Source organism: Thiorhodovibrio frisius (assembly GCF_033954835.1).
Lineage (GTDB): Bacteria > Pseudomonadota > Gammaproteobacteria > Chromatiales > Chromatiaceae > Thiorhodovibrio > Thiorhodovibrio frisius.
On record NZ_CP121471.1, the window covers coordinates 3,505,268 to 3,526,722 of the forward strand.

The 21,455-nt window shown below is 61.0% G+C and carries 11 protein-coding genes; 8 read left to right on the forward strand and 3 right to left on the reverse strand.

The window, feature by feature from the left end; all coding sequences use genetic code 11:
• Positions 1 to 12 precede the first annotated feature (12 nt).
• From Thiofri_RS15985 to cas1, 3 genes are all read right to left on the reverse strand, one after another.
• Positions 13 to 5,151: a DNA-directed RNA polymerase subunit beta/140 kD subunit gene (locus Thiofri_RS15985; protein ID WP_009146644.1), complete on the reverse strand. Its 5,139-nt coding sequence runs from the start codon at positions 5,149 to 5,151 to the stop codon at positions 13 to 15.
• A 39-nt stretch (positions 5,152 to 5,190) separates the two neighbouring features.
• A complete protein-coding gene (gene cas2, locus Thiofri_RS15990) occupies positions 5,191 to 5,475 on the reverse strand; it encodes a CRISPR-associated endonuclease Cas2 (protein ID WP_009146645.1) in 285 nt (94 codons plus the stop codon).
• A 1,134-nt stretch (positions 5,476 to 6,609) separates the two neighbouring features.
• The gene (cas1, locus tag Thiofri_RS15995; RefSeq protein ID WP_190275748.1) at positions 6,610 to 8,736 is read right to left on the reverse strand and encodes a CRISPR-associated endonuclease Cas1; all 2,127 of its coding nucleotides are present in this window, start codon (positions 8,734 to 8,736) and stop codon (positions 6,610 to 6,612) included.
• 605 nt (positions 8,737 to 9,341) lie between these two features.
• Here cas1 and Thiofri_RS16000 point away from each other — a divergent pair.
• The 8 genes from Thiofri_RS16000 to Thiofri_RS16035 are packed head-to-tail and all read left to right on the forward strand — an operon-like array spanning position 9,342 to position 21,388.
• Positions 9,342 to 12,950 carry a phosphotransferase gene (locus Thiofri_RS16000; protein WP_009146648.1) on the forward strand — a complete coding sequence of 1,203 codons (3,609 nt, stop codon included), beginning with the start codon at positions 9,342 to 9,344 and terminating at the stop codon, positions 12,948 to 12,950.
• Positions 12,947 to 13,813 carry an endonuclease/exonuclease/phosphatase family protein gene (locus Thiofri_RS16005; RefSeq protein ID WP_009146649.1) on the forward strand — a complete coding sequence of 289 codons (867 nt, stop codon included), beginning with the start codon at positions 12,947 to 12,949 and terminating at the stop codon, positions 13,811 to 13,813. The genes Thiofri_RS16000 and Thiofri_RS16005 overlap by 4 nt, the downstream gene beginning before the upstream one ends.
• Positions 13,810 to 15,462: a Cas10/Cmr2 second palm domain-containing protein gene (locus Thiofri_RS16010; protein ID WP_009146650.1), complete on the forward strand. Its 1,653-nt coding sequence runs from the start codon at positions 13,810 to 13,812 to the stop codon at positions 15,460 to 15,462. Before Thiofri_RS16005 ends, Thiofri_RS16010 begins: the two co-directional genes overlap by 4 nt.
• A complete protein-coding gene (locus tag Thiofri_RS16015) occupies positions 15,446 to 16,024 on the forward strand; it encodes an RAMP superfamily CRISPR-associated protein (protein ID WP_009146651.1) in 579 nt (192 codons plus the stop codon). The genes Thiofri_RS16010 and Thiofri_RS16015 overlap by 17 nt, the downstream gene beginning before the upstream one ends.
• A complete protein-coding gene (locus Thiofri_RS16020; protein WP_009146652.1) occupies positions 16,021 to 17,511 on the forward strand; it encodes a hypothetical protein in 1,491 nt (496 codons plus the stop codon). The genes Thiofri_RS16015 and Thiofri_RS16020 overlap by 4 nt, the downstream gene beginning before the upstream one ends.
• Positions 17,508 to 18,917 (forward strand): RAMP superfamily CRISPR-associated protein, encoded by a 1,410-nt coding sequence (locus Thiofri_RS16025; RefSeq protein WP_009146653.1) that lies wholly within the window; start codon positions 17,508 to 17,510, stop codon positions 18,915 to 18,917. Before Thiofri_RS16020 ends, Thiofri_RS16025 begins: the two co-directional genes overlap by 4 nt.
• Positions 18,914 to 19,489, forward strand: coding sequence for a hypothetical protein (locus tag Thiofri_RS16030; RefSeq protein WP_009146654.1), 576 nt, complete (start codon positions 18,914 to 18,916; stop codon positions 19,487 to 19,489). Before Thiofri_RS16025 ends, Thiofri_RS16030 begins: the two co-directional genes overlap by 4 nt.
• A gap of 57 nt (positions 19,490 to 19,546) precedes the next feature.
• Positions 19,547 to 21,388 (forward strand): TIGR03986 family type III CRISPR-associated RAMP protein, encoded by a 1,842-nt coding sequence (locus Thiofri_RS16035; RefSeq protein ID WP_009146655.1) that lies wholly within the window; start codon positions 19,547 to 19,549, stop codon positions 21,386 to 21,388.
• Positions 21,389 to 21,455 lie beyond the last annotated feature (67 nt).

The window sequence follows — 21,455 nt, forward strand, 5'->3', positions numbered from 1 at the left end:
TTCTTCGTCTTCTTAATCGGGTGCCTGACCGAGCAACACCTGCGCGAATGGCAACGTATCCGCTGCCGGTGTCGGCGTGTTGGGATCGAGCCAATGCAGCAGATGCGCCTTTTGCCGGCTGCCGGCCAAACCCGACAACGGCCCGCAGCGTTCCTGCCAGACGGCATCCAATGTCCGTTTTTGGGTACGCTGAATCGCATACCAAAGCAAGCGCAGATAACGAGCATCCAATAACTGATACGCCGGGATGCTTTGCCAGATCTCGACAAAACGCGCCGCATCCTTGATGGGTATGCCGCCAACGGGTTCTTCGAGTTTCAGCAACCCGTTCAGATCGTCGAGCGCCAGCGCCCGTGTGCCGGTATGAAAACTCTGCATCGACAACTGGGTACCGCGCTCGCCGATGGACTGCGCGGCCACCAAACCGACTGGCCAGGCGAGCGGCGGCTGTGTCCCATCCGGCAACGACCCATAACAAGCCGCGCAGACACCGTCCTGATCGAGACAACGGCAAGCGAGCACATCGCGCGGCACGGTCGTCGCACCGCAATCGTCGCATCGAATCCGCCAGCCCCACAAGGCCAACACCAACCGCCGGGTCAAAAAGCCTGCTTTGGGCGTCAACAGTTTTTTATCGACCATCGAGCTGCGCGCATTCATCGCCGCCCAGAACGTCATCTCCGTTGACATCCCTTCGACCAGGTGACGATCAAACAAAAATCGCCCGGCGTGCTCGGCCAGCGCGAATCCGCACGCGCCCGGCAGTAATGCTCCGCGTGCCGCCAGCAGTTGGCGCAGTTGCTTTGTCCCGCGCGCGCCGCTGCGCGCCATCTGCGCCAATCCCAGACCCGGTCGTGCCGCACCTGCGGTGGCTGCTTCAGTCAGCCAGGCGTCCAGATGCGCGGTGGCCGCTTGCGCCAGATCCTTGTTCCATTGCTCGCCATCGGTCCAGGCGGCGGGTGCCGGCGGGCGCTGTTCGGCAGGCAGTTGGCAAGCCCAGGCATCGAGAATACCAAACGACGTTCCCGCCAGGGTTGCGGCACGAAAACAGCGCCGCATCCAGGCCGGAATCAGCGTGCCGACCTGATCGGGATGGGCGCGACAAAGATGCCCCATGACCTTCTGGCCATGCGCTTTCGTCCACGGAGTTTCTTGGGACCAAAGCTGGGCGCATTCCGCACAATCAACCATTTGAAGCAGTTCGCGCACCTCCAACCGCCCCGCTGCGGTTGCGGATAGCACATAATGCCCCAGCACAAAATCCTGATCGAAGGCCGGCAGCGGCGCACCATCGGCCACCGACAACAGATGGCGCGTCGGTGCCAACTGCGCTGCTTCGGCCTGCTCGTCCTCGCCAAGAGGATAGTGTATCGTCATTTCGTCGCCATCGAAATCGGCGCCGAAGCCCTGGCACACCAGCGGATGAATGCGCAACACCAACCCATCGGCGGGTAATAAGGGATGGGGATGAAAGGCCAGTATGCTGTAGCGATGCAGCGACGGTTGGCGATTGAGCAACACCCAAGTGTCAGGGTGCGCATCCAGCCAGGCGCGCACAATCCAGTACAGCAGATGCGCCAGATCGGCGCGGCGCTGGAGCGCGGCCAAGCGCGGCGGTGCCTGCCAAAAGATCGGATCGAGCAACCGCGCCCGCCAAGTCTGCGCTGCGTTGGCAGTGGTCGGCAAGGTCTGCCCACGCTCCAGAGTCAGCGCCCGCTCGATGGCAGCGGGCAAGTCCGGCCACAACGCCAGTTGCGCACTCAGCAGCAGCGTCAGTGTCGCCGTCGGCACGCCGCACCTTTCCCAGGCCATGTCCGGGTCGGGCACAATCACGAATCGCCCCGACCAATCGACTCGGCGTCCCAGGCCATCGTGGCGTACCACGCCCTGCTTACCAAAAATCCGCTTTTCCAGATGTTGCGTCAGACCTTTCAGTCCTGCCATCGTGTCGGGCTTTTGTGCCAACTGGGCATAATCGCGATTCAGCGCGTCCCGTCGCCACAGATCAGGGTCAGGCTGGCGCTGACGTTGCGCCAGCACGGGCAGACATTGCCGCGCCGGTACGCGCTCGTCTATGGTTTGTCCTCGCTTGCGGCTGTTCCAGCGGGGGAAGGGCAGCGGTTGGGTCAAGGTCAGATAGGCACGCGCCGGCTCGCTGTCGGGTGGCAAGGCCGTTCCGCCGACGATGGTCGGATCGGCCAGACCGCCCGTAACGGGCATGGATTGAACATGCGTCTCGGTTGGCAGCAACCATTTGCTGCGATGCGATGGGCAGGTCAAACGCAGTGCGTTCAAGGCTGCTGTCGTGATTTCGACCTGGCCGTGGTGGGTTTTTTTGCAGTACGCGCAATAAGATTCTTCTCCTATCGTCCAGACGACTTTCAGATCGGATTTGCTCAATGCGATGGCGAGCGTGAGGGTGCCGCTTGCCTGCCCTTGCGCATCTCTCAAGGGCCAGGCCACCGTGCATTCGACATTCGCGCGTTTGGTCTCCGGCAGCTCCAAACAGACCCGATGCTCGCCAAAGTGGGCACCATCGAGCAACATTCGCAAGACATCGGCCACGGTCGGCACCGGATCGTCATTGCGTTTGGTCGTGCCCGTCGCGGTTAAGGGGGCCGGCAAGCGATAGGCACAATCGGGCTGGGCGCAGTGCCACTGTGCTGCCAGCACCGGTTGCCAGACGCGATCCCGGGTGACGACTTCCCGCCCTTCGTGGCACAAAGTCGCATCCGCAAGCCATTGCAAACGCGGTGCGCCATTGCCCAGGATCAGGTCGATGCCCAGTGCGTACAGATGATCGCCTATGCTGGCCAGCGTTTGCGACTGGGATGCCAAGGCAGTCGGCGCGACCAGCGGCAGCGGCTGTTGAGGATCCGATTTGTAGCCCAGCACTGCTGCCAGGTTGGCACGCGCCTGGTGCGCCGCCAAGGCCCAGATTTCCATTTCGCCGATCCGCTGACCGCCACCCTGGCGGCGTCCCGCTACCGGCTGTCCATTACTTAGGCGATAACGGTCGCGCGGCCCGCGTCCGGCGCGCACCTGCGCTTTGCGCGGCGGATGATGACGCAGTCGCACGATATGCTGAAAGCCCACCGTCACCGGCTGTTCGGTCCAGACCCCTTGCATTTCTTGCATTTTTTGCGTTTCCGCCTCCGGCAACGGCACCCACAGCCGCATCCGTCCCTGGGCATCGATTGCCGGGTCGGTTTGTCCAGCGCCCCAGGTCGCGAAGGCGCGCGCCATCGCCCCCAGATCGACCGGCGCCTGTTCGGGCGCGTAAGCGCCAGCAGCCGGTGCCATCCACCAACCGGGCATCTCCAACGCCCGCAGCAGGGTCGCTTGGGTTTCGATCAGCTGCCCCAGGTTCATCCGCGACACCACCCCCATAGGATTGAAGACCAAATCGACGGGTCGGTGACGCAACGCCGGCGGTAAGCGCGGATCGTCGGGCAAGCGCGGCAGGCGCTCGGGTGGCAAAAAACAGGCAATCACGCCTTTGTTGCCATAGCGTCCCATCAGTTTATCGCCAACGACCAAAGGCCGATGATAACGGATCGACCAATCCAACCGACCGCCCAACAACGGGCTGGCCGGTTCCCGATACTCCAATCGCTGTAACTGGCCGCCATCGTCGCTCTGACTCACAATCACCTGATCGCGACCTTGCCGGGGATCGTGAAACCAGGCCAGCGGCGTATCGCGATCCAGCGGCGCGCCCGGCGTCAGCCATGCCTCCCGGCGTGTCGGCACCCAGCCGGGACGCACATAACAGCCGTGCGTGGTTTCTGTACGCCAATCCAGGCGCCCATCGTCGGCCAACCGCCGATTGGCCACGATGGCATCCTCGTAATTCCAGCCGAAAAACGGCAGATAGGCCACCAACAGATCGACGCCCGCCATCGGCAAATCGATAAAATCCTGCTCGGTGCCGGTTTGAATCGCCGGCGGTTGCGCTCCGGCGATGGGCACCGCCTGCTTGAGATTTTTCGCGGCCATCATTGCCCGCGCGCCGTCGTTATGTTGAAAAAACGGCACCAAGGCGGCGGCGTGACCAAGGGTTTCGTTGGGTGCAGGCGATTCTGCCGCCCGCGAGAAATGCCCGCTCAGATCGACCTGCACGCCCCGCGCCAGCGCCAGATCGATGCCAACGCGCGGCGACTCAGACGTTTCCACCGGACAAATCCAGCCTTGCATGCTGGGATGATTTTGCCGGTCGCGCGGCGGGCGCCGTTCGAGAGCGGTGCCGGCCCATCGTTGCACCGCATGTAATTGCGCCAGGGCTTCGACAGCATTGATGGGATCAAAAGGCAACAGCCAACCGCGCCGCACGAGCGTCGAAGCGGCCGGAATCAAGCCATCCCACTGGCGCGGAGCGCTCAGGTGCGCCCACACATCGGCAGCAAGTTGAGGAGACGGGGTGCTCGGCGCGGCGAGGAAGGTCTCAATCTTGTGGTTCAGCGCGGTGTTCTTGGAGGTCAATAAGCATTCGTACAAGTGCTGTAACACGCGCACGCACAAAAAATGTCCGTAGGTCCACAACCGCTGATAGCTTAAATCCTGCACATCGTACACTTTATCTGCGGGCGGATGCGCGGTCAGCACCTGGCGGGCGGCATCGTCAAAGTCCTGAGCCGCCGCCGGAATCCAGGGACGATCAAGGCTCGTATGTGTCCAGGCCGTAGCCAAAAGCGGCAAGGACCGGCGCTGGGGGGCTTTGGCGGTCGGTTGGTTGTCCTTTGGCGGTTGCCAATAAAATCCGTCCAAAAAGACCAGTCGCGTGCTGGGCTCGGCATCCGGGGTCAGGCGCAGTTGCCAGCTCCCGGGGCGCGCGTCCAGCCACGGACGCCAGGTGAAGCGACGCGCTTGCAGGGCGCCATCCGTGGCCAGAACAAAGACGCCCTGCCAGGGATAAGGAAACGGGATCGACAACGGTTCTGCTACTTCTTCCCAGCGCACCACCAGCCGCGCCCGCAAATCCAGATTGTGCTGCACGCATGCCTGCTGTTGAGCTTCTGTGGGCACCTCGCAGCGGAGATCCAGCGCGCCCGTCGGCAACAGGGGCCGCAACACGGCTTCCCATCGTTCCAACAACGTATTTTCCAACCCTTGGACATCGAGTGAATAAGGTTGACCAGCCGTCTCGTACATCGCGCGCTTCCTCATGGTAACAGCGCCATCATAAACGATTTAGAGCACAAAGGCCGCTTCTTCCGGGCGCAGCCCCGTCGTCCCCTGACCGATGATCGTGGTTTGCGCTTCTTGGCTAAGTCGATACATCATTGCGTGACCGGTAGTGAAGCCTAATTTATTAATCTCGCGCTTCAAGCGCTGCCAGCCTGAGCGATTCGTCAACACTTCAAATACGCTTTTCTGTACTCGAAAACCATACCCCTGTAACAATCGATCCAACCGCAAGCGTTCACGATCACTGCTGATATCATAAGCCACAAGAAGATGCACAATTCGGCGCATACAATAACCTCCAGCTGAGAAAATCAAAAAAAACGCCTCCAAGCGTTGTGGTGCTGGAGGCGTTAGCGGTTAAAGCAGAAACGAGCGTCATGAAAGACGATTGTTATCGTTATCGTGATCGTGCTTGAAGGGATAAGGTAATAGGCATTTCTAATTTTAATAACCTATGCTAATAAAATGATGCTGAAATTCATGTCCGGGTTGGAGCCCGGTTTTGGCTTAGCGATCTTTGGTAAATGATTTAATTGATTTCAGAAATATCCATCATGATTGCGAGGTGCACGTATCAGTCAGAGCGATCTATGCGGCCGCCAAGCGCCCCCGCGCAAACATTAGCCCATGACCGGTTGCGGCCAAGCGGCGCAGTTGCGCACGCAAGGATTTGACTGCGCGATGGTCCGAGGGTGAAAACGGCACTAGCACGAAATCTTGGGTCACGCTGCTGCGCACTTTCACATGCCGTGATCCATCATCAAGATAAAGTGACGGGGTTTGAGCCAGAAATTGGCTTACCAGCTTGCGGATATCGGGTTGGGTAGAAATCTTTGGTGTGGCCATGGTATCGCACCTTATATCGCTCGGTTGTCGTACCGGACGCGGCATGCACCCGGTTCCTGGGGCTATCCCCATTAGCGATATACGATTCAGAAATAGATGCGAGCAGGCAGAGTCCCCGAGGCGCCATTGGAACCGCGTAGTCAGCAGTTAAGCGCGATCCTAGTGTGTCAATTTTTCCTCTGAGAGAGCATCGGATTTACGTAATTTTGTCGTCTTATCGGCAAAAAAGCCCCGGTTTCTCGAGGCGTGTGTTAGAAACAAGCTGTCTTCGGCGAAACTTCAGCGACTCTTAGTCGTATTCTCAGCTACAGTTACCCTCATCGGATTCCTGATGTTGTCCTTCCGAGCAATCGTGGCCGTCGATCATATCGCCCGCTTCATCTTCCTAGTCACGGCGCGCTTACACGATTAAGAGATCAAAAGGCTTGGTGTTCTGTGCAACTGTGGCTGCCCTTTTTGGAAAGGGAGGACGCTGATTTGCGATGTGTCGCAAGCCCGGTCGGGATGTCCCTTTCGGGAAACATTTTTACAGTCTGTGCTGAATTGTGTCCAAAATTGGTCTCCCTCGCGGTGCATTCAGTCACGCCGATTCCAGATCAGCAACTGCCATGGTCGATCAGCGACGAAGTAGTCGCGCACAAGCACTGCCTGTGCATATAAAGTTTCGCCCAGCGGCGGCTCGCCACCGCGACCGGGCGTGAGCAATTCGCGCTCAAACTGCATCAGCACCCGTCGCCGCGCCGCCGAGGTCAAACGCGCGCCCTGATCCGTGGCAACAAAATCCTGAATACCCACGGTTTTAAGATTGAATAAACGCAACACCAAGCGGTCAATTCGAGTACGAAAAATCTCCATCAGATCGTACACTAAAGATTCATAGCGATTATCCGGCGCATGTAAAAAGCCCAGGAAAGGGTTCAGTCCCAACGCCCGTACAATAGAATTCAGACGGATATACAATAAGTGGTAGCAAAAATTTAGCAAACTGTTGCCTGGATCGGGATTTTGTTGTCGGCGTCTCGCCATGCGTAAAGCCTCTGGTATAATAAGTGTGTTTAGTTCGGCGAAACAGCGCCGTGCAGCAGCGCCTTCCACACCGCGCAGTTGCGCGACATCCGCAGCTGCCTCGGCACTCTGCATGGCGCGCGCAAGCGCCTGCAACAGCGCTTGCGTGCCAGGATGATAACGCTGCTGAAACAGCGTGCGATACCCTTCGAGTTTGCCCTTTACTAACGTTTTAGCAAGGTCACAGCGTGCCATCGTATCGAGGCGCTCGAACTTCACCGCTTGGCGATATGCAACCCGGTAAGCCGCTGCTGTGTTGGGAATAATTGTTGTCATGCCTTGCCCTGAGCCAAGCTCCAAGCTCAATGGAATATCATGGGCATGACATTGGCGTACCAGCGCAGAAGAGAATGAAGCTTGCCCCTGCACGATGATTTCTGATACCCGATGCAATGGCAAACGATCCCCTTCTTGGTCATGACAACGAATGTCCAATGTTTGTCCGGAAACGCCGAGAAAACAACCATGTTGGGTGATATACACCGGCTTGCGCACCACCGGTGGTGGTTCGGCGGTGGCCGCTTGCGCGCCGAAGGCGACGCCGAGAAAAGTCAAGCCGGTGCTGGCCTCTTGCACGATCAGATCGTCCGGCAAAACATCCATGCCAAGCTCTGCGAGTGTCACGCGCGCAGCCTGGGCCGCAGCTTCGGCCTGCTCGCGGCTGGCCGCGAGTAGAATAAACGCATCATCTTGGCGGACCAAGGTTGCACCCGTAGCCAGCACAGCAGTGTCGAGCGGCTGCCAGTACAGGTTTAACAGCAAACGTGTGAGTGGATCCGCCCGCTCACCGGCCTCTGCCGAAGTGATCGCGGCCTGCCAACCAGCGCGCAACCAGGCGCGAAAAGCCCTATCGGCATCAGGCAGCAGCGCATCGAGCGCTTCCGCCAGCCGCTCAGGTACCAGCATGGTCGCCGCCTGAGGCAGATTTGCGGTCGCCACGAACACCAAGCCATGCTGAAAAGCAGTATGAATGCGCTCGACGGCTGTAGCCAATGAATAGCCCTTGCGATAACTCGGCGTGGGCGCATCAAACATCGGATTGAAGATCGGCGCTAGCAAACGGTGCAAATGCCGCAACAGTGCCTGGGGCAGCGGTGCCGGCAAGGATTCCGCGGGTAGCTTTGGGTCCCGCGCCAGATGTTGTTGCAGAGTCGAGGCAAAACACTCGTCATCGCCGCAACCGGCAACATCGTCCCGCTCGGCCAGTATTTCGGTAGCAAGCGTGCTTAATATTTTTTTATCGTGTAGATTTTTTTCAAAATAAGCAGGGCCGGGTACATGCAAACGAAAATAACCGCGCCCAAACGTCAGTTCGCGCCCTAGTTGAATTTCCTCGGCCAACGCGAGATATGGCAGTAAGGGCGCCAGCTCGCCTTTCAGATATAACGGTCCCGTGCAACCGATCAGCCATTGCCGTTGCCCAGGCTGGCTATGCGAGGCGCGGCTACGTTTTTGCAAACGCCAATACCATGGCAGCAAGGTGATATCGGCGCCAGCAGCCTGGATTGCGGCGCGGCGATCCAGGTCAAGTAATTTAAGCAATCGCCAGGCCAGATCGCCTAAAAAAAACGTCCGCGATAACTGTGTGGGTTGACCCGGCTTGGTCGCGAACGGATAAGGCGTCAAAAAGTCCAGCACCGCTTCACTAGCTGCGGGTGGTGCGCAGAGTTGTGCTACGCTGCGGCGCTGTAAATTCTCGAAAGTTTTCAGCCGATAATGCCGCAACCGGGTACCCGTATACGTATGCAGCGCATCGGCCCAGGCGGCCGCTGCCTCGGGCGCACCAAACAGGCGCCATTCGACCCGATAGGTGATGCCCACCTGCGGGGTCATACGCGCCAGGGAACGCCCCGGCAGCCGAAAAATTGCTCGCACGCCTGGTGCCTGATCGCATACGGTTTTCGTCAGACTTTCAATCACGCCCAGCAAGCTGTCTTGCGTGCGCTTGTCAGCGCGCTCGCAGACTAGCTCGATAGCGCACAGGAACCACACTTGCGCATCAATTTCCGGATCAATGGATAACACATTCGTACTCGCTGATTCCTGAATTAGATCGTTGGCCATGCGAGCAACCACAGATGGACACGACACGTCTGCGCTTAGTTGAGCCAAGTCGTTTGCGCAGATCGTAGACGCCCGAGCGATTACTGGCACTTTAAGTTATTATCCTGCTAAGATAGCGCTCGCGACAACCACTGTGGGACACGTTCAACCCTCGCTTTCATTGGAACCGCATTGATCCCATGTCCGCATCTGCTCTGCATCCCTGCCCGCTCGTTTATCTGTTGACGGCCAGTCGCTCGGCTTTGGCCGGAATCGATCTGGATATCGGACAGTATCGGCAGCTCGAACAAGATATACGCGACGAAGGCTTCAACCTCAAACACATCTGCGCCCCTGAACAACCGGCGGATGCACAACCGGCGGATTTCCCCGCTTTGCTCGATGCCATTCCTCTGGATGAGCTCACCCGCGCCCGCCCACGTATTGTCGCTTTTATTTATTGGTTGGAGCACTGGGAAGGCATCAAAGACAAACAGGGACAGCGGTGCTTTGCCGAACTGCATGGCGGCAATTCGGTGATCCGCAATGTTTTGATTCAGCATTTTCGCGGCATCCCGTTTCTCAATATTAACGTCGCAGCGAAAGATTTGGCGGGCAAATGGGGCGTCGAATTGGAATGCGAAAAACGGAAACAAGAACTCGCAGAAGCCCAGCAAGCCGGGCCTTATTTTGCGTGGAAATTCGGCGTGGCCATCCGCGAACTCAACCAGGGCATGGTGCGCCTGCCGTTTGCCGAACAACTGCAACGCCCGCGCGTCGCCGCCGAACCTTACGACCAGCTGCTCGCCAGCGCCCGCGCTCTGGGCATACAACACGACACCCTGGCGCGCGCGCTGGCACAAGCCTTCCCGGAAGGCGAGCCGGTCGAGATCGTCAAATGCCTCACCGGCCAGCCCGGCGGTGGGCTGTCGGGCGCTTTGGTGTTCGTTGCCCGCACCCGCACGGCAATCCCCAAGCTGATTAAGCTCTGCGACTGGCACACCGCGCAAGCCGAATACGAAGGCGCCCGCTTTGTCATCGGCCCGCGCTTGACCAACTTTGCCGCCGTTACCGTCACCCCTGGTAACGATACCGGCCCGTCGCTGTTTCGCGAAACCGGCTCCGAGCGGGCGCTGGGCTTGCTCGTTTATACGATTGTCGGCACTCCCGGCGGCGATCTGAGCATTCGCAGTTTGGGCCATGAGCTGACGCAATTGCGCACCGAGCCAAGCCGGATCGACACGCTGCTCCCACGCTTGCAACAAACCCTGGAGCAGGTGCTCGGCCAGTTGCATGGACGCACGCCGCGCCTGGACAAGCGCACCCTGTGGCAGTGGCTGGGAAATGTGCTGCCGCCGCTGTATCGCATCGAATTGTCTGACGACAGCGAGGCCACAGCAACCACGCTGGTGTCCTACCACGCGCAAGGCTTCAAACCCGAAAGCGCCGCCTTGCTGGCGGCAACGGACTGGCGCGCGTTGACCGAGGGCGCCGTCATCGAGTTGACCGATGCGCCGCTGGTCGAAATCGCTATGGACGCCAACACCGTCACCGTGACCCATCCCGATCTGGGGTTTCGTCTCAACTGCGTCGGCTCCCCGATCAACACATTGCTTAAAGATCGCCAAGATGTCAAAACCGGCCATCCGCTGCGGGTGCGCGGGCGCGTCACGCTGGCGCCGCCGCCGGATTGGGTGCGGGCGCTGAATGCCGATGCTTCCGTCGCCTGGCTGCTGCCGCAGACCTGGGAAGCCGCCGCCCGCCTGCCATTCGCGTTGTCTTTTTCCGGTCATGCCGGCGCCATTCACGGCGATCTGAATCTGGATAATCTGCAATTTTCCGACGCCACCCATCTGGGCTGGCTGATCGACTTCGAGCGCAGCGTCGCCGATGGCTTGATCGCCTTCGATTTTGCCAAGCTGGAAGTCGAACTGCTGGCGCATCAGCTGATCCCGGCGCTGCTGACCATAGCCGAACGCTTTCTGCACCTGGTGCCGGATGCGCCGCAGTTGCTGACGACGATCCTGATGTCGGTGAACAGTTTTGCCGGCACGCCAGCAGCCATTCTGCCGTTATGGCGCACGCTGGCGCGTGATCGCGGTCTGTTGATCGACTGCTTCGAGCCGGGAAGCCTCACCCATCTGGAAGGCTTGTTGACGATGCTGGCGGCAATGCGTCTGCGCGCCAGAACGCTGCTGACCACTCGCCACGCCAGCGATGAACCGCCCGACGATTTGGCGATGGCACTGACCGTCTATGCCCTGGTCGCCAGCAAGTTTGCTGACCGCGCCGGTTATAAACAGCGCGTTACTTATCTGCAACAGGTAGCCGAACATTACGCCCAGTGGTGGTGGCTCGATGACTCGGCAAGCACTGCCGATAACGCCGACCCCGCTCAGGTGCTGGCGCCTCATTGTCGCCATGTTACGCCCGCTGCCGCGCGCGCCATCGACCATTATTGTTATACGGTGGCGCAGGAACCGCCCACACCTTCGCTGCTGGCCAGCGTGACCCGCACCTTGCAAGGGACAGTCAGACCGTTGACATGGCCGGAGTCTGCGACGGTTTGGGATGTCGCCTCCACCGGCTGCGTTGCCAATATCAGCCCGATCGTCGGCTATTTGTGGCTGATGGCGCGCCGCCAGCAGGAAGCGGACTTGATCGTGCCGAAAAGCGCCTCGCAAGGCGCCAGTTGCGGCACCGTCGATGTTCTCGCCGCCGGTGGCTATCGGTTCCCGGATACGCCCGCCCGGATTCAACAGCAGGTTAATGAATATGGTGGCGTCTTTTGCCGCCAAAGCGATGCCATCGCCCGCGTCGATCGAGTCACCATGCGGCGGCGCAAGGCGCGCAATCTCATGAAACATCCCGTCCTGACCCTGGCCTCGATTCTGGCCAAGAAGCAGTTGTTGGGCGACACCCATGCCGTGCTGGACATCAAACTCGGGCGCGATAGCAAATGGATCGTCTCCGATCCCGACCAGGCGGCGCGGCTCTGCGGCACCCAAACCCGGCACCGCACCCTGCACCCGGAACCGGACGTCATCGCTGCACTGCAAGCCGCGCTGGCACCGATGCTGGGAGCGCCGCAAACGACCCAGGATAACCTATTGTGTTACCACGACGCCGCCGGGATCGCCGACACCTCGATACGCGAACTGCGCGTGCTTGCCAGCAGTGCCGACGTGCCGCAAGGGCGCGCCATCGGGCGACTGCTGATTTTGCACCAGCTCGATCAAACCCTGAGCCAAGATGATCCCTGGAGCGACTGGCCGGCGGCCTATCGCACCTTTTATCTGGAGACGTTGAAACGCGCCTGTGCCGTGCCGGAGACGGTCTCGACCGCCGCGCTGGGCGCTGCCTGGCAAGCACTCAAACAGCAATTGCCGATCTTCGATGCGTCCGGCGGACACGAATACAAGAAACTGTTTGAAGCGCTCCGGCGCGTCCTCAACTCCGATCAACCGGAACAACGCCATCATGCCCACCCCTTGCTGCCCGAGCAAGCGCACGCCGACGATGTGCATGTCGTATCTGTGTGCGCGCCGCGCGCCGGACATCTCAACTTTCTCGATGCCTACGCCCTCGATGCCCTGTTCGAGGCATTGTGCGGCAACGACCTCTTTGATGCTGCCGTGGGAATCTGGTTGCACAGTCTGCCCGGAGAACCCGTGACGCCGGCACGTCCCTTGCTCACCGTTTTCTTTCGTCCGGCCACGATGCCGGAACGCACGCTGGGCCAGCGCCTGGATGCGTTGTTGCACGATTCAGCACACATCGACCCGGCGGCGGAGCGCGATCCGGCATGAAATGCTTGACCTGGAACATCCAATGGGGCAAAGGCGAGGACGGGCGCGTCGATCTGGATCGCATCGCTGCTGTCGTGCGGCGTCAGGAGGTCGATCTGGTGTGCCTTCAGGAAGTGTGCCGGAACTTCCCCGCCAACACCGGCAGCGCCGAACCCGATCAAGTCGCTGGTCTGCGGCGGCGTCTGCCCGACTATGCGCTCGAATTCGGCCCCGCCGTCGATTTGCGGATCGAGGGGCAGGTGTGTCAATTCGGCAATCTCACTCTCAGCCGTTGGCCGGTGCTGGCCGTGGTGCATCATGCGCTGCCGCGCCCGTCGGTGGCCGGGCTGGATGCCCAGCGCGCGGCGCTGGAATTGCTCATCGATGGCCCTTGGGGGCCGCTGCGGGCGATCAACCTGCATCTGGAATATTACGCCCCGGCGGCACGGCAGGCGCAAGCCGCCTATCTGCTGGAACGCCATCGCGATGCCGTCGCCTGGGCGCAGCAGCCGATCGGGCAGGCCAACACCGACCCAACACCGATGCGCACCCTGCCGCGCCCGATGAGCACCCTGCTTTGCGGCGATTTCAACGGCCCGCCGGACGATCCGGCCCTGCGGCATCTGCTGACAGAAGCGGCCACCACCGCCGCGCCGCTCCACGATGCCTGGCGCTGGCGCTATCCCGAACAGCCGCACCCGCGGACGTTGGGTTTGCACACCCCAGGGCGCGATCCAACCGAAGCGCAGTGTTTCGATTACTTTTTACTCACCGAGGACTTGGCCCGACGTGTGCAAACGCTGGACAGCGATCCGCTCTGCGCCGCCTCCGATCATCAACCGCTGTGGCTGACCCTGGCCGATGAGAGGACACCCCGATCATGACATATTATGTGTATGCTTTCGAGGCCAAGGACATTCAGGAATACATCCTGGAGCGCACCCGTCTGGCCGAAATGATGGGCGCCAGCGGCCTGATCGATGCGATATGCAGCGCCATGCTCGACGCGGCCCTGAGCGCGCTGGCGCTGGCGGATAAGCGGGATTTTCACACCGCGCGCCGGGGCGGCGGCGGCTTTACCCTGGTGTTTCAAAAAGCCGAACCAGCGCACGCGCTGCGCGATCTGATCAGCCTGATCATGCCGCAATTCGCCCCCGATCTGCCCTTTGTTCATGCCATCGGTGATGACCGCGATGAACGGCTTGCCATCGAAGCCGCCTTGCGCCAACTGCCCATCGCGCAACAACAGCCGGTCTTGCCGCTGCCGCTGGCGACGCCGCCGCTGCATCGGGCGCCGCGGACCGGCCTGCCGGCCTGGGGACATTTTCCCAAAGTTGATGGCGAAGCGATCGATCGGGCGGCACTGGCCAAGCGGCGTTTTACGCAAGACCGTTTGGGCAAGAAATTTTCTTTGGGCGACGACAGCACCGTGTGGCCGCGCAATCTCAATCCGAACGACCTCAATCCGAACGACCCCGGTGCCAGCGCCGAAAATCTGTTTCCGTTTCATAATGCCAACCATCGGGTCGCCATCGTCCATATCGATGGTAATGGCTTTGGGCAAGCCTTGCAGGATATCCGCACCGCCACCAACAACAGCAGCGGCGAACAGGCGATCACGGTGGAATTCGCCTTTTCGCAACTGGTCGAGGCCATGAGCTGCGAGGCGGCGCAAGAGGCGACGATGGAAGTGTTACTCGATCAAGCGGTCGCCACGGAACAGGAGACATCGATCATGCCCGCCCGCCCGCTGGTGCTCGGCGGCGACGATTTAACCATGATCCTGCGCGCCGATCTGGCGCTGGATTTTGTCGAGCATTACATGCGGGCGTTTGAGCGAATTTCCGCCGCCAAGATCAAAGAATTTGCCAAGCATCATCAGGGCATCAAGCCAAAGACTCACTGTATGACCACCTGCGCCGGCGTCGTTTTTGTCGGCGCCAAGCGTCCGTTCGACCGCGCCTACCGGCTGGCCGAAGCCTTATGCGCCGAGGCCAAACAATGCAGCGCCCGCCATGCCCCCGCCGGCGGCCCGGCGCCGTCCTTTCTCGCTTTTGGCGATTCGACCGCCAGTTTGTCATGCGACGACGATGTGTTGGTCACCTCGTCGGCAGGAACGCGCCTTGCCGGCACGGCTTACCATCTTGGGGTGATCTCCGCACCTGATGCGCCTGAGTTTGATGCACTCAAGGCGTTGAAAACATTGTATGTTGACCGGCAGGCCGAACTTGCGCGCAGCGCCCTCAACGATGTGATTGTGCAACTGCGCCATGACGAAACCGAAGCCGAACGGCGCTGGAAACGCTGGTTGGCGGTGATCGCCCGTCGCGGCGAAACCGGCGCGGCACTGAGACAGCAATGGCAAGCGCATCTGGCCCGAGTCGCGCCCAGCCATCGTGCCGATCCGACCCGGACGCCGGTGCTGGAGCGGGTGGATGAGCGGACGCAGCAGCGGACGGGCGCCTTTTCCCCTCTTGGCGATCTGCTCGCCTGGCTGAAAGCGGAGGCACGATTCAATGACAGCGACACCTGAACAAACCGTGTGGCTCGTGATCGATATTCTGGACGACTGGCTCCCCGGCACCGGCCAGGCCGGCGGCACCCATCTCGACGAACTGGCTGATCGCGAGCTGGGCTTGCCCTATCTGAGCGGCAAGCATCTCAAGGGTCTGCTGCGGCAGGGCATCCAATGCGCCGCGCACTGGGGACATCTGCCCCAGGACAGCGCCGACCTGCTTTTTGGCACCCAGGAAGCCAGCGCCCCGGCGCGCCTGCGGATCGAAAACGCCCGCTTGCCGGCGCCCGTGCGCGCGCACTGCCACGCCCAGCCCACCGCCGGCGCCGCCCTGTTTCGCGAACGCATGGCCACCGCCATCGACCCGAACACCGGCGCCGCCAAAGCACGCTCGCTGCGCGCGTTCGAGGTGGTGGTGCCGCTGCGTCTGGAAGCGCGCGTCGCGTGTTTCGACCCGACCGCCATCCTCGACTGGCGTGCCTGGCTGGAACAAGGCGCCGCCCTGGTGCGCGCCGTCGGCAAACAGCGCAATCGCGGCTTCGGGCGCGCCCAACTGACGCTGGAGGAACGCCGCGCATGAGCTTGTCCGCCATCGACTTGACCCTGACGCTGGAAGACGACGTCGCCCTGACCGCTTTCGCCGCCACCGTCGGTCACCATGAAACCCTGCCTTATCTCCCCGGCGCCTGCGTGATGGGCTATCTGGCCAGCCGGCTTTATCGCACTCTGGGAGACGATGGTGCGCGGCTGCTGTTTCATAGCGATCGGGTGCGCTTTGGCGATGCGCGTTTGTTGACCGATGCCGGGCCGGCGCGCCCGACGCCGCGGACGTGGCACTATGCCAAAAGCGCGGGCAAGCCATTTGCCGATGCCAACAAAAACCAACTCCGGCGCGATCGGCTTTACGATGCCCGGCACGATGCGCCCGATCGCACTTTGCGCTACAAGGCGTTTGATGGTGGAGAACTGGATGCCACCAGCGGGCGGCTGGCCAATCCGCGCAAAGGCTACCGGCAGGGCACCGCCATCGATCCCGCTGCCAATCGTGCCGCCGAGGGGCAGTTGTTCGGCTACCAGAGTTTGGAAGCCGGGCAATGTTTTCGCGGACAAATCCGGTTCGCAACCGAAATACCCGCCGCACTGGTGCAGCAGGTTGGCGAACAACTGCACCAAGCCACCCTGTTGATCGGGCGCTCGCGCTCGGCGCATTATGGCCGGGTGCGCAGCACGGCGTCTGCGATCTCCGCGCCGCCGCTGCCGGACATCGCCCCGGAGACGACCGAACTGACGCTTTGGCTGCTGTCCGATCTGGCGGCCTGGGATGCCGACGGGCAACCCACGCTCTGGCCGCGCGCCGAATGGCTTGGTTTGCCTGCCGGGCAGTTGGTGCCGGAGCGCACTTTTCTTGCCAGTCGGCGTTACAGCCCCTGGAATGCCTATGCCGGTTGTCGCGATCACGAACGCTTGGTGATTGCTCGCGGCAGTGTCTTAACCTTTCAGCTCGCAGCCGCCTGGATGGAGACTCATCGTGCCCAACTGGCGCTGGGACTGGGCGGGTATCTGGCCTATGGCTTGGGCGAGATCGCACTGTATCCCGAGGTCTGGGATTGGCCGGCACCCGAGTCGGCATCGCCGTCGGAGCCAAACAACGAGCCGACCCATGCCACCGATGCACGAAAAGACGCCGCCATCGATGCCTACAGCCGGGACTTGCTGCACTGGCTCGATCAGAGCACTGACACCGACGGGCAACAACTGGAAGCGGATTTGCGGCAGTTGGGCGAGCTTTATCAACGCTTCCGGCGCTTGCACGGTCTCACGCCACAAGACCAAGCCGGGCCGCGCAAAACCCACTGGGCCGACATCGAGCGCATCGCCACCTCGGGGCGGGACGACATCGCCGCCCGGCTTGCCGAACTGCCGCGTATTTGGCACGAATCCACCTACGGGCCAGGGGCGGAAGAGCATTTTGCCCACTGGGTGCAACAATGGGCGCCGCAACCGGCGCGGCTGGCCCGGCTCGCGGTCGAGGCGCGGCGCCGCAACATCATGGGAGAAACATCATGATCCCCGCCTGGCCGCTGGTTGCTTGCGCGCGCGTGACCCTGGAACTGGTCACACCGCTGTCGATTGCCAGCGGTGCTTTCGATCCGCTTTACGATCAACCGCTGGCCCAGGATGCCAACGGCTTGCCCACTATTCCCGGCACCACGCTGGCCGGCGTGCTCAAGGCGGCGCTACCGCCTACCATGCGCGTCATGCTGGGCGATTGGGAGAAAAGCTCACGTTTGACGCTTAGTGCCGCACGTATTCACAATGCCGATGATCGTCCTCTCGATGGCTTATGTCTGAACTCACGCGCATACCAACAGGATGCCATTCTCGCCCCGTTGCTTGCCGCGCCGCCGCTGCGCCAGCAGGTACGGCTCACCGAATACGGCACAGCCGCCGACACCGGCAAATTCGACCGCTGTATCGTGCCAGGCGGGCATCGTTTTACCTTTGAACTGTGTTTGTGGGGAGAAGACGCTGCCGAACAGCGCACCGCCTGGGAAGGTATCCGCCAACAATGGCTGGAACAACCGCCGCGTTTGGGCGGTGGCACCCGTAACGGTCTCGGTCTGGTGCGGGTTGTGCGTTGGCGGGAAGGCACTTTTGACCTGCGCGATCCGGAAGCCTATCAACGCTGGCGGGCGCTGCCGCGCCGGCTCGATGGCGATCCCGCCGCGTTCGTCGCGTTCCCGGCGGGCGACGCCTCGCCAGCGGCACGAACACTCGTGCTGCCGCTGCGCCCGCTCGGCGTCTGGCGCATTGGCGATGGCACCCGTCCGCTCGGCGAACCGGCGCGCGAGCCGCAGCGCCTGCCGTTGACCGAGGATTGGGTGCGCTGGTCGATCGACGCGACCGGATGCACGCGGGGCGTACTCGAACAAGCGGTCGTCATCCCCGGTGCCGGCATCAAGGGAGCGCTGCGCCATCGTACGCTGTTTCATCTCTGTCGTCTCCAGGGCTGGTTTGCCGGGCCGGACGACGCATCGCAGCAGCAAGCGGAGCCGCTCATGCACAGCCTGTTCGGCAGCGCGGTGACGACGCCGGATGCGGTGGGTCAGGCTGGACGGTTGTTTTTTGCCGATCTGTGCCTGCCTGTGCATGCGGTATCGCCCAAGGTCGTGCCGCATAACAGCATCGATCGCTTCACCCAGGGCGGACGCCAGGGACGTTTGTTCAGCGAACAGGTGTTATACGCCGGCGCCACCTGGCCACTGCGGATCGGGCTGGGCGATCTGACGACGGTCGCTGACCCGCTGCGCCGCGCCCTGCGGCTGGCGCTGCACGATCTGGCCACCGGGCAACTGGCGGTTGGCGCCGGCGCCGCCAAGGGGCAGGGCTTTCTCGAAGCCGCCGAGCCGCTCGATTGGACCGCCATCGACGCCCAGCTCCAGCTTGATGCCGTGGAGGACATCGCCGCATGACCGACCATCTTTTGCCAGCCGATCTTGCGCAAACCGATCTTTTACAAGCCTATCAACAGTGTCGCGCCGACCTCCAATCATTGAGCGATGGACGCCAGGGCAGCGGCGCCGGCTGGGCGACATTCACCGCCCGGCAGTTGCAGGTTGTGCAAACCATCGCGCCCGATCCGGCCACGCTTGCCAGCCAACTGGCAACCGTGCCATTCGACCCGGCCACAGGCTTCGGCTGGACGCTGTGGCAAAGCGAGCGCGGCGTACAAGCCTGCTCGCTCGCAACCCTGCTTGCCGACCTGTCGGCGCAATCGGTGCCGCTCGATGGCGAATTCGCGACCGCCACCGCCAGCCTGGCGTTGCAGTATCGCACCGGAGCCTGGCATCTGACCCAACTCATCGAGGTCGCTCCCGGAGAGGACGTGGCTGTCCTGGCCTGCGATCAAGCCTATCTGGCGCGCCCACCCGCTGCCGGACATTTGCAGTATCGCGTTTACTGGGCACAGGATAGCAACCACGGCTATCGTCCGCGCTGGTCGCGCCTGCTGCATTTGGAAGCACAGGCAGACAAGGCGGCCTAGCCGGACACCGGCTGCGCTGTTCCGACAAGGCAGTTTCAATCCACCCGAGGATTCGCGATGGCGCTTCATGCTCCTTACAATTTCGTTCCCTTATCCGAACAGGTGTTCTTTCCGGACTGGGCCGCCGGCGTCACCCACGATATACCCCTGGCAGAGGGCGTTTGCGGCTGGCTCGACATCACCATCACCGCGCATACGCCAATTATGATCGGCGATGAAAACCAGGAACAAGGCACCGAACATCGCTTTTTCCGGCTTCCCGACGGCCCCTATGCCATTCCCGGAGCAAGTGTGCGCGGGTTGCTGCGCAATGTGCTGCAAATTGCCACCTTCGGCAAGTGTTCGCAAGTCGATGATACGCGCTTGTCGGTGCGCGATCTCGACGATGATGCAAAACACTTTTATCGTGACTATTTTGTGACCAGTACCCAACCGATCCAGTCCAAAGTCAAAGCCGGCTGGCTACGCTTCAAGGATGGCCATTGGCGCCTTGATCCATGCGAGTATGCCCGTATCGAGCATGACGATCTGAACGCTTGGTTGCGTCTGAAGATTGATCGGAAAAAAGCCCAGAGCGCCGAGGATAAATACCAGGCATTGCACTCCACGAGAAACGGGCTGCAATTGCGCTATGTTGCCGAAATGCACGATCATCAAAAACAAACAAAAAACGGGAGCACTTTTACCCTGCGTTATCCCAAAGTCAAACGCCTTGATCCCGCAGATCTTGATCCCGCCAGCCAGGACGGCTCTCTGGTCTTCACCCGTCAGCCGGAAAGCTCCAAAAAACACATGGAGTTTGTGTTTGCAGCACCGAGTCAAAAGAGCATCGTCATCGACGATCAGGTGATGCGCGAGTTTCTCGCCATCTATGGTGCAACCGATGCCTGGCAATGGCTCCATTCGCCAAACAATCCGCATGGTCAACGCGGCATCCCGGTCTTTTGGCTTGGCGGCGGTGCGCCAACGTCGCTCGGGTTGTCGCAGCTCTATCGGTTGCCCTACGAATTTTCCATCTGGGACATGATCCGGCACACCTCGGACGACCATTTTAGCGACCAACTGGATTTTGCCGAAGGGTTGTTCGGCACCATCAGCGAAAACGGTCAAAACGCCCGCAAAGGGCGCGTTTTTTGTGGCGATGCTGTGTTGGAAGGGGAGCCGCGCTGGGATGCCTTGTTTGAAGGTGTCCTGAACTCGCCCAAGCCCAGCTATTACCCCGCCTATGTTCGACAAACGCCGGATCGCCAGCATCCGCAGAAGGCGGTTGTTCGTCGGGAGGGAGACAAGCCCATTTTTGCCACCTACGCCAAACCGGCGGGCGGTCACAAAAAACCGACCATCAACGGCTGGAAACGCTATCGCGCCCGCGATCAACTCATCGAACCGCGCGTCGGGGAAGGGCAGGAAAATGTATTGGTGCGCTTTACGCCACTGGCGACTGGATCAAAATTTCGTGGCCGTCTGCAATTCCACAATCTCAAGCCGGAGGAGATCGGCGCGCTGGTCTGGGCTTTAACCTGGGGTGGCAAGAAAACATTGCGCCACCTGATCGGCATGGGCAAACCGTTCGGCTATGGCCAGGTGAGCATGGAAATCACGGCCTGCGAGCTGCGCCCCAATCGTTGCGATCAGCCCACGAAAAGCGATCCGGCACAACTCAATGAGTTCGTTAAATCCTTTACCGCAACGATGGACGCTTGGCATCAAGCCGCGCTGGGCGGTGCCTGGGCTGCTTCGCCGCCCATCAAGGCACTGACTGAAATGGCGCGCCCCGCTGCTGCTGCCCATGCCGATTCCGATGGCAATCACGGTTATCCGGTGCTCGATCCGAAAGGATCAAACGAATTTCAAGACGCGAAAAAAGACGGGTGGTATTTGCAGCCGGTTTCATCATAAAAACCAGTATGCTGGCTGTTACCAGACCGGCAACGCGGTAGGTCAGCCAGGCATTTCCAAAAAAAGA

Bases quoted from the DNA above. Each gene is read 5' to 3' on its own strand.
- Thiofri_RS15985 (WP_009146644.1), bottom strand. From the start codon at position 5,151: ATGTACGAGACGGCTGGTCAACCTTATTCACTCGATGTCCAAGGGTTG.
- cas2 (WP_009146645.1), bottom strand. From the start codon at position 5,475: ATGCGCCGAATTGTGCATCTTCTTGTGGCTTATGATATCAGCAGTGAT.
- Thiofri_RS16000 (WP_009146648.1), top strand. From the start codon at position 9,342: ATGTCCGCATCTGCTCTGCATCCCTGCCCGCTCGTTTATCTGTTGACG.
- Thiofri_RS16005 (WP_009146649.1), top strand. From the start codon at position 12,947: ATGAAATGCTTGACCTGGAACATCCAATGGGGCAAAGGCGAGGACGGG.
- Thiofri_RS16010 (WP_009146650.1), top strand. From the start codon at position 13,810: ATGACATATTATGTGTATGCTTTCGAGGCCAAGGACATTCAGGAATAC.
- Thiofri_RS16015 (WP_009146651.1), top strand. From the start codon at position 15,446: ATGACAGCGACACCTGAACAAACCGTGTGGCTCGTGATCGATATTCTG.
- Thiofri_RS16020 (WP_009146652.1), top strand. From the start codon at position 16,021: ATGAGCTTGTCCGCCATCGACTTGACCCTGACGCTGGAAGACGACGTC.
- Thiofri_RS16025 (WP_009146653.1), top strand. From the start codon at position 17,508: ATGATCCCCGCCTGGCCGCTGGTTGCTTGCGCGCGCGTGACCCTGGAA.
- Thiofri_RS16030 (WP_009146654.1), top strand. From the start codon at position 18,914: ATGACCGACCATCTTTTGCCAGCCGATCTTGCGCAAACCGATCTTTTA.
- Thiofri_RS16035 (WP_009146655.1), top strand. From the start codon at position 19,547: ATGGCGCTTCATGCTCCTTACAATTTCGTTCCCTTATCCGAACAGGTG.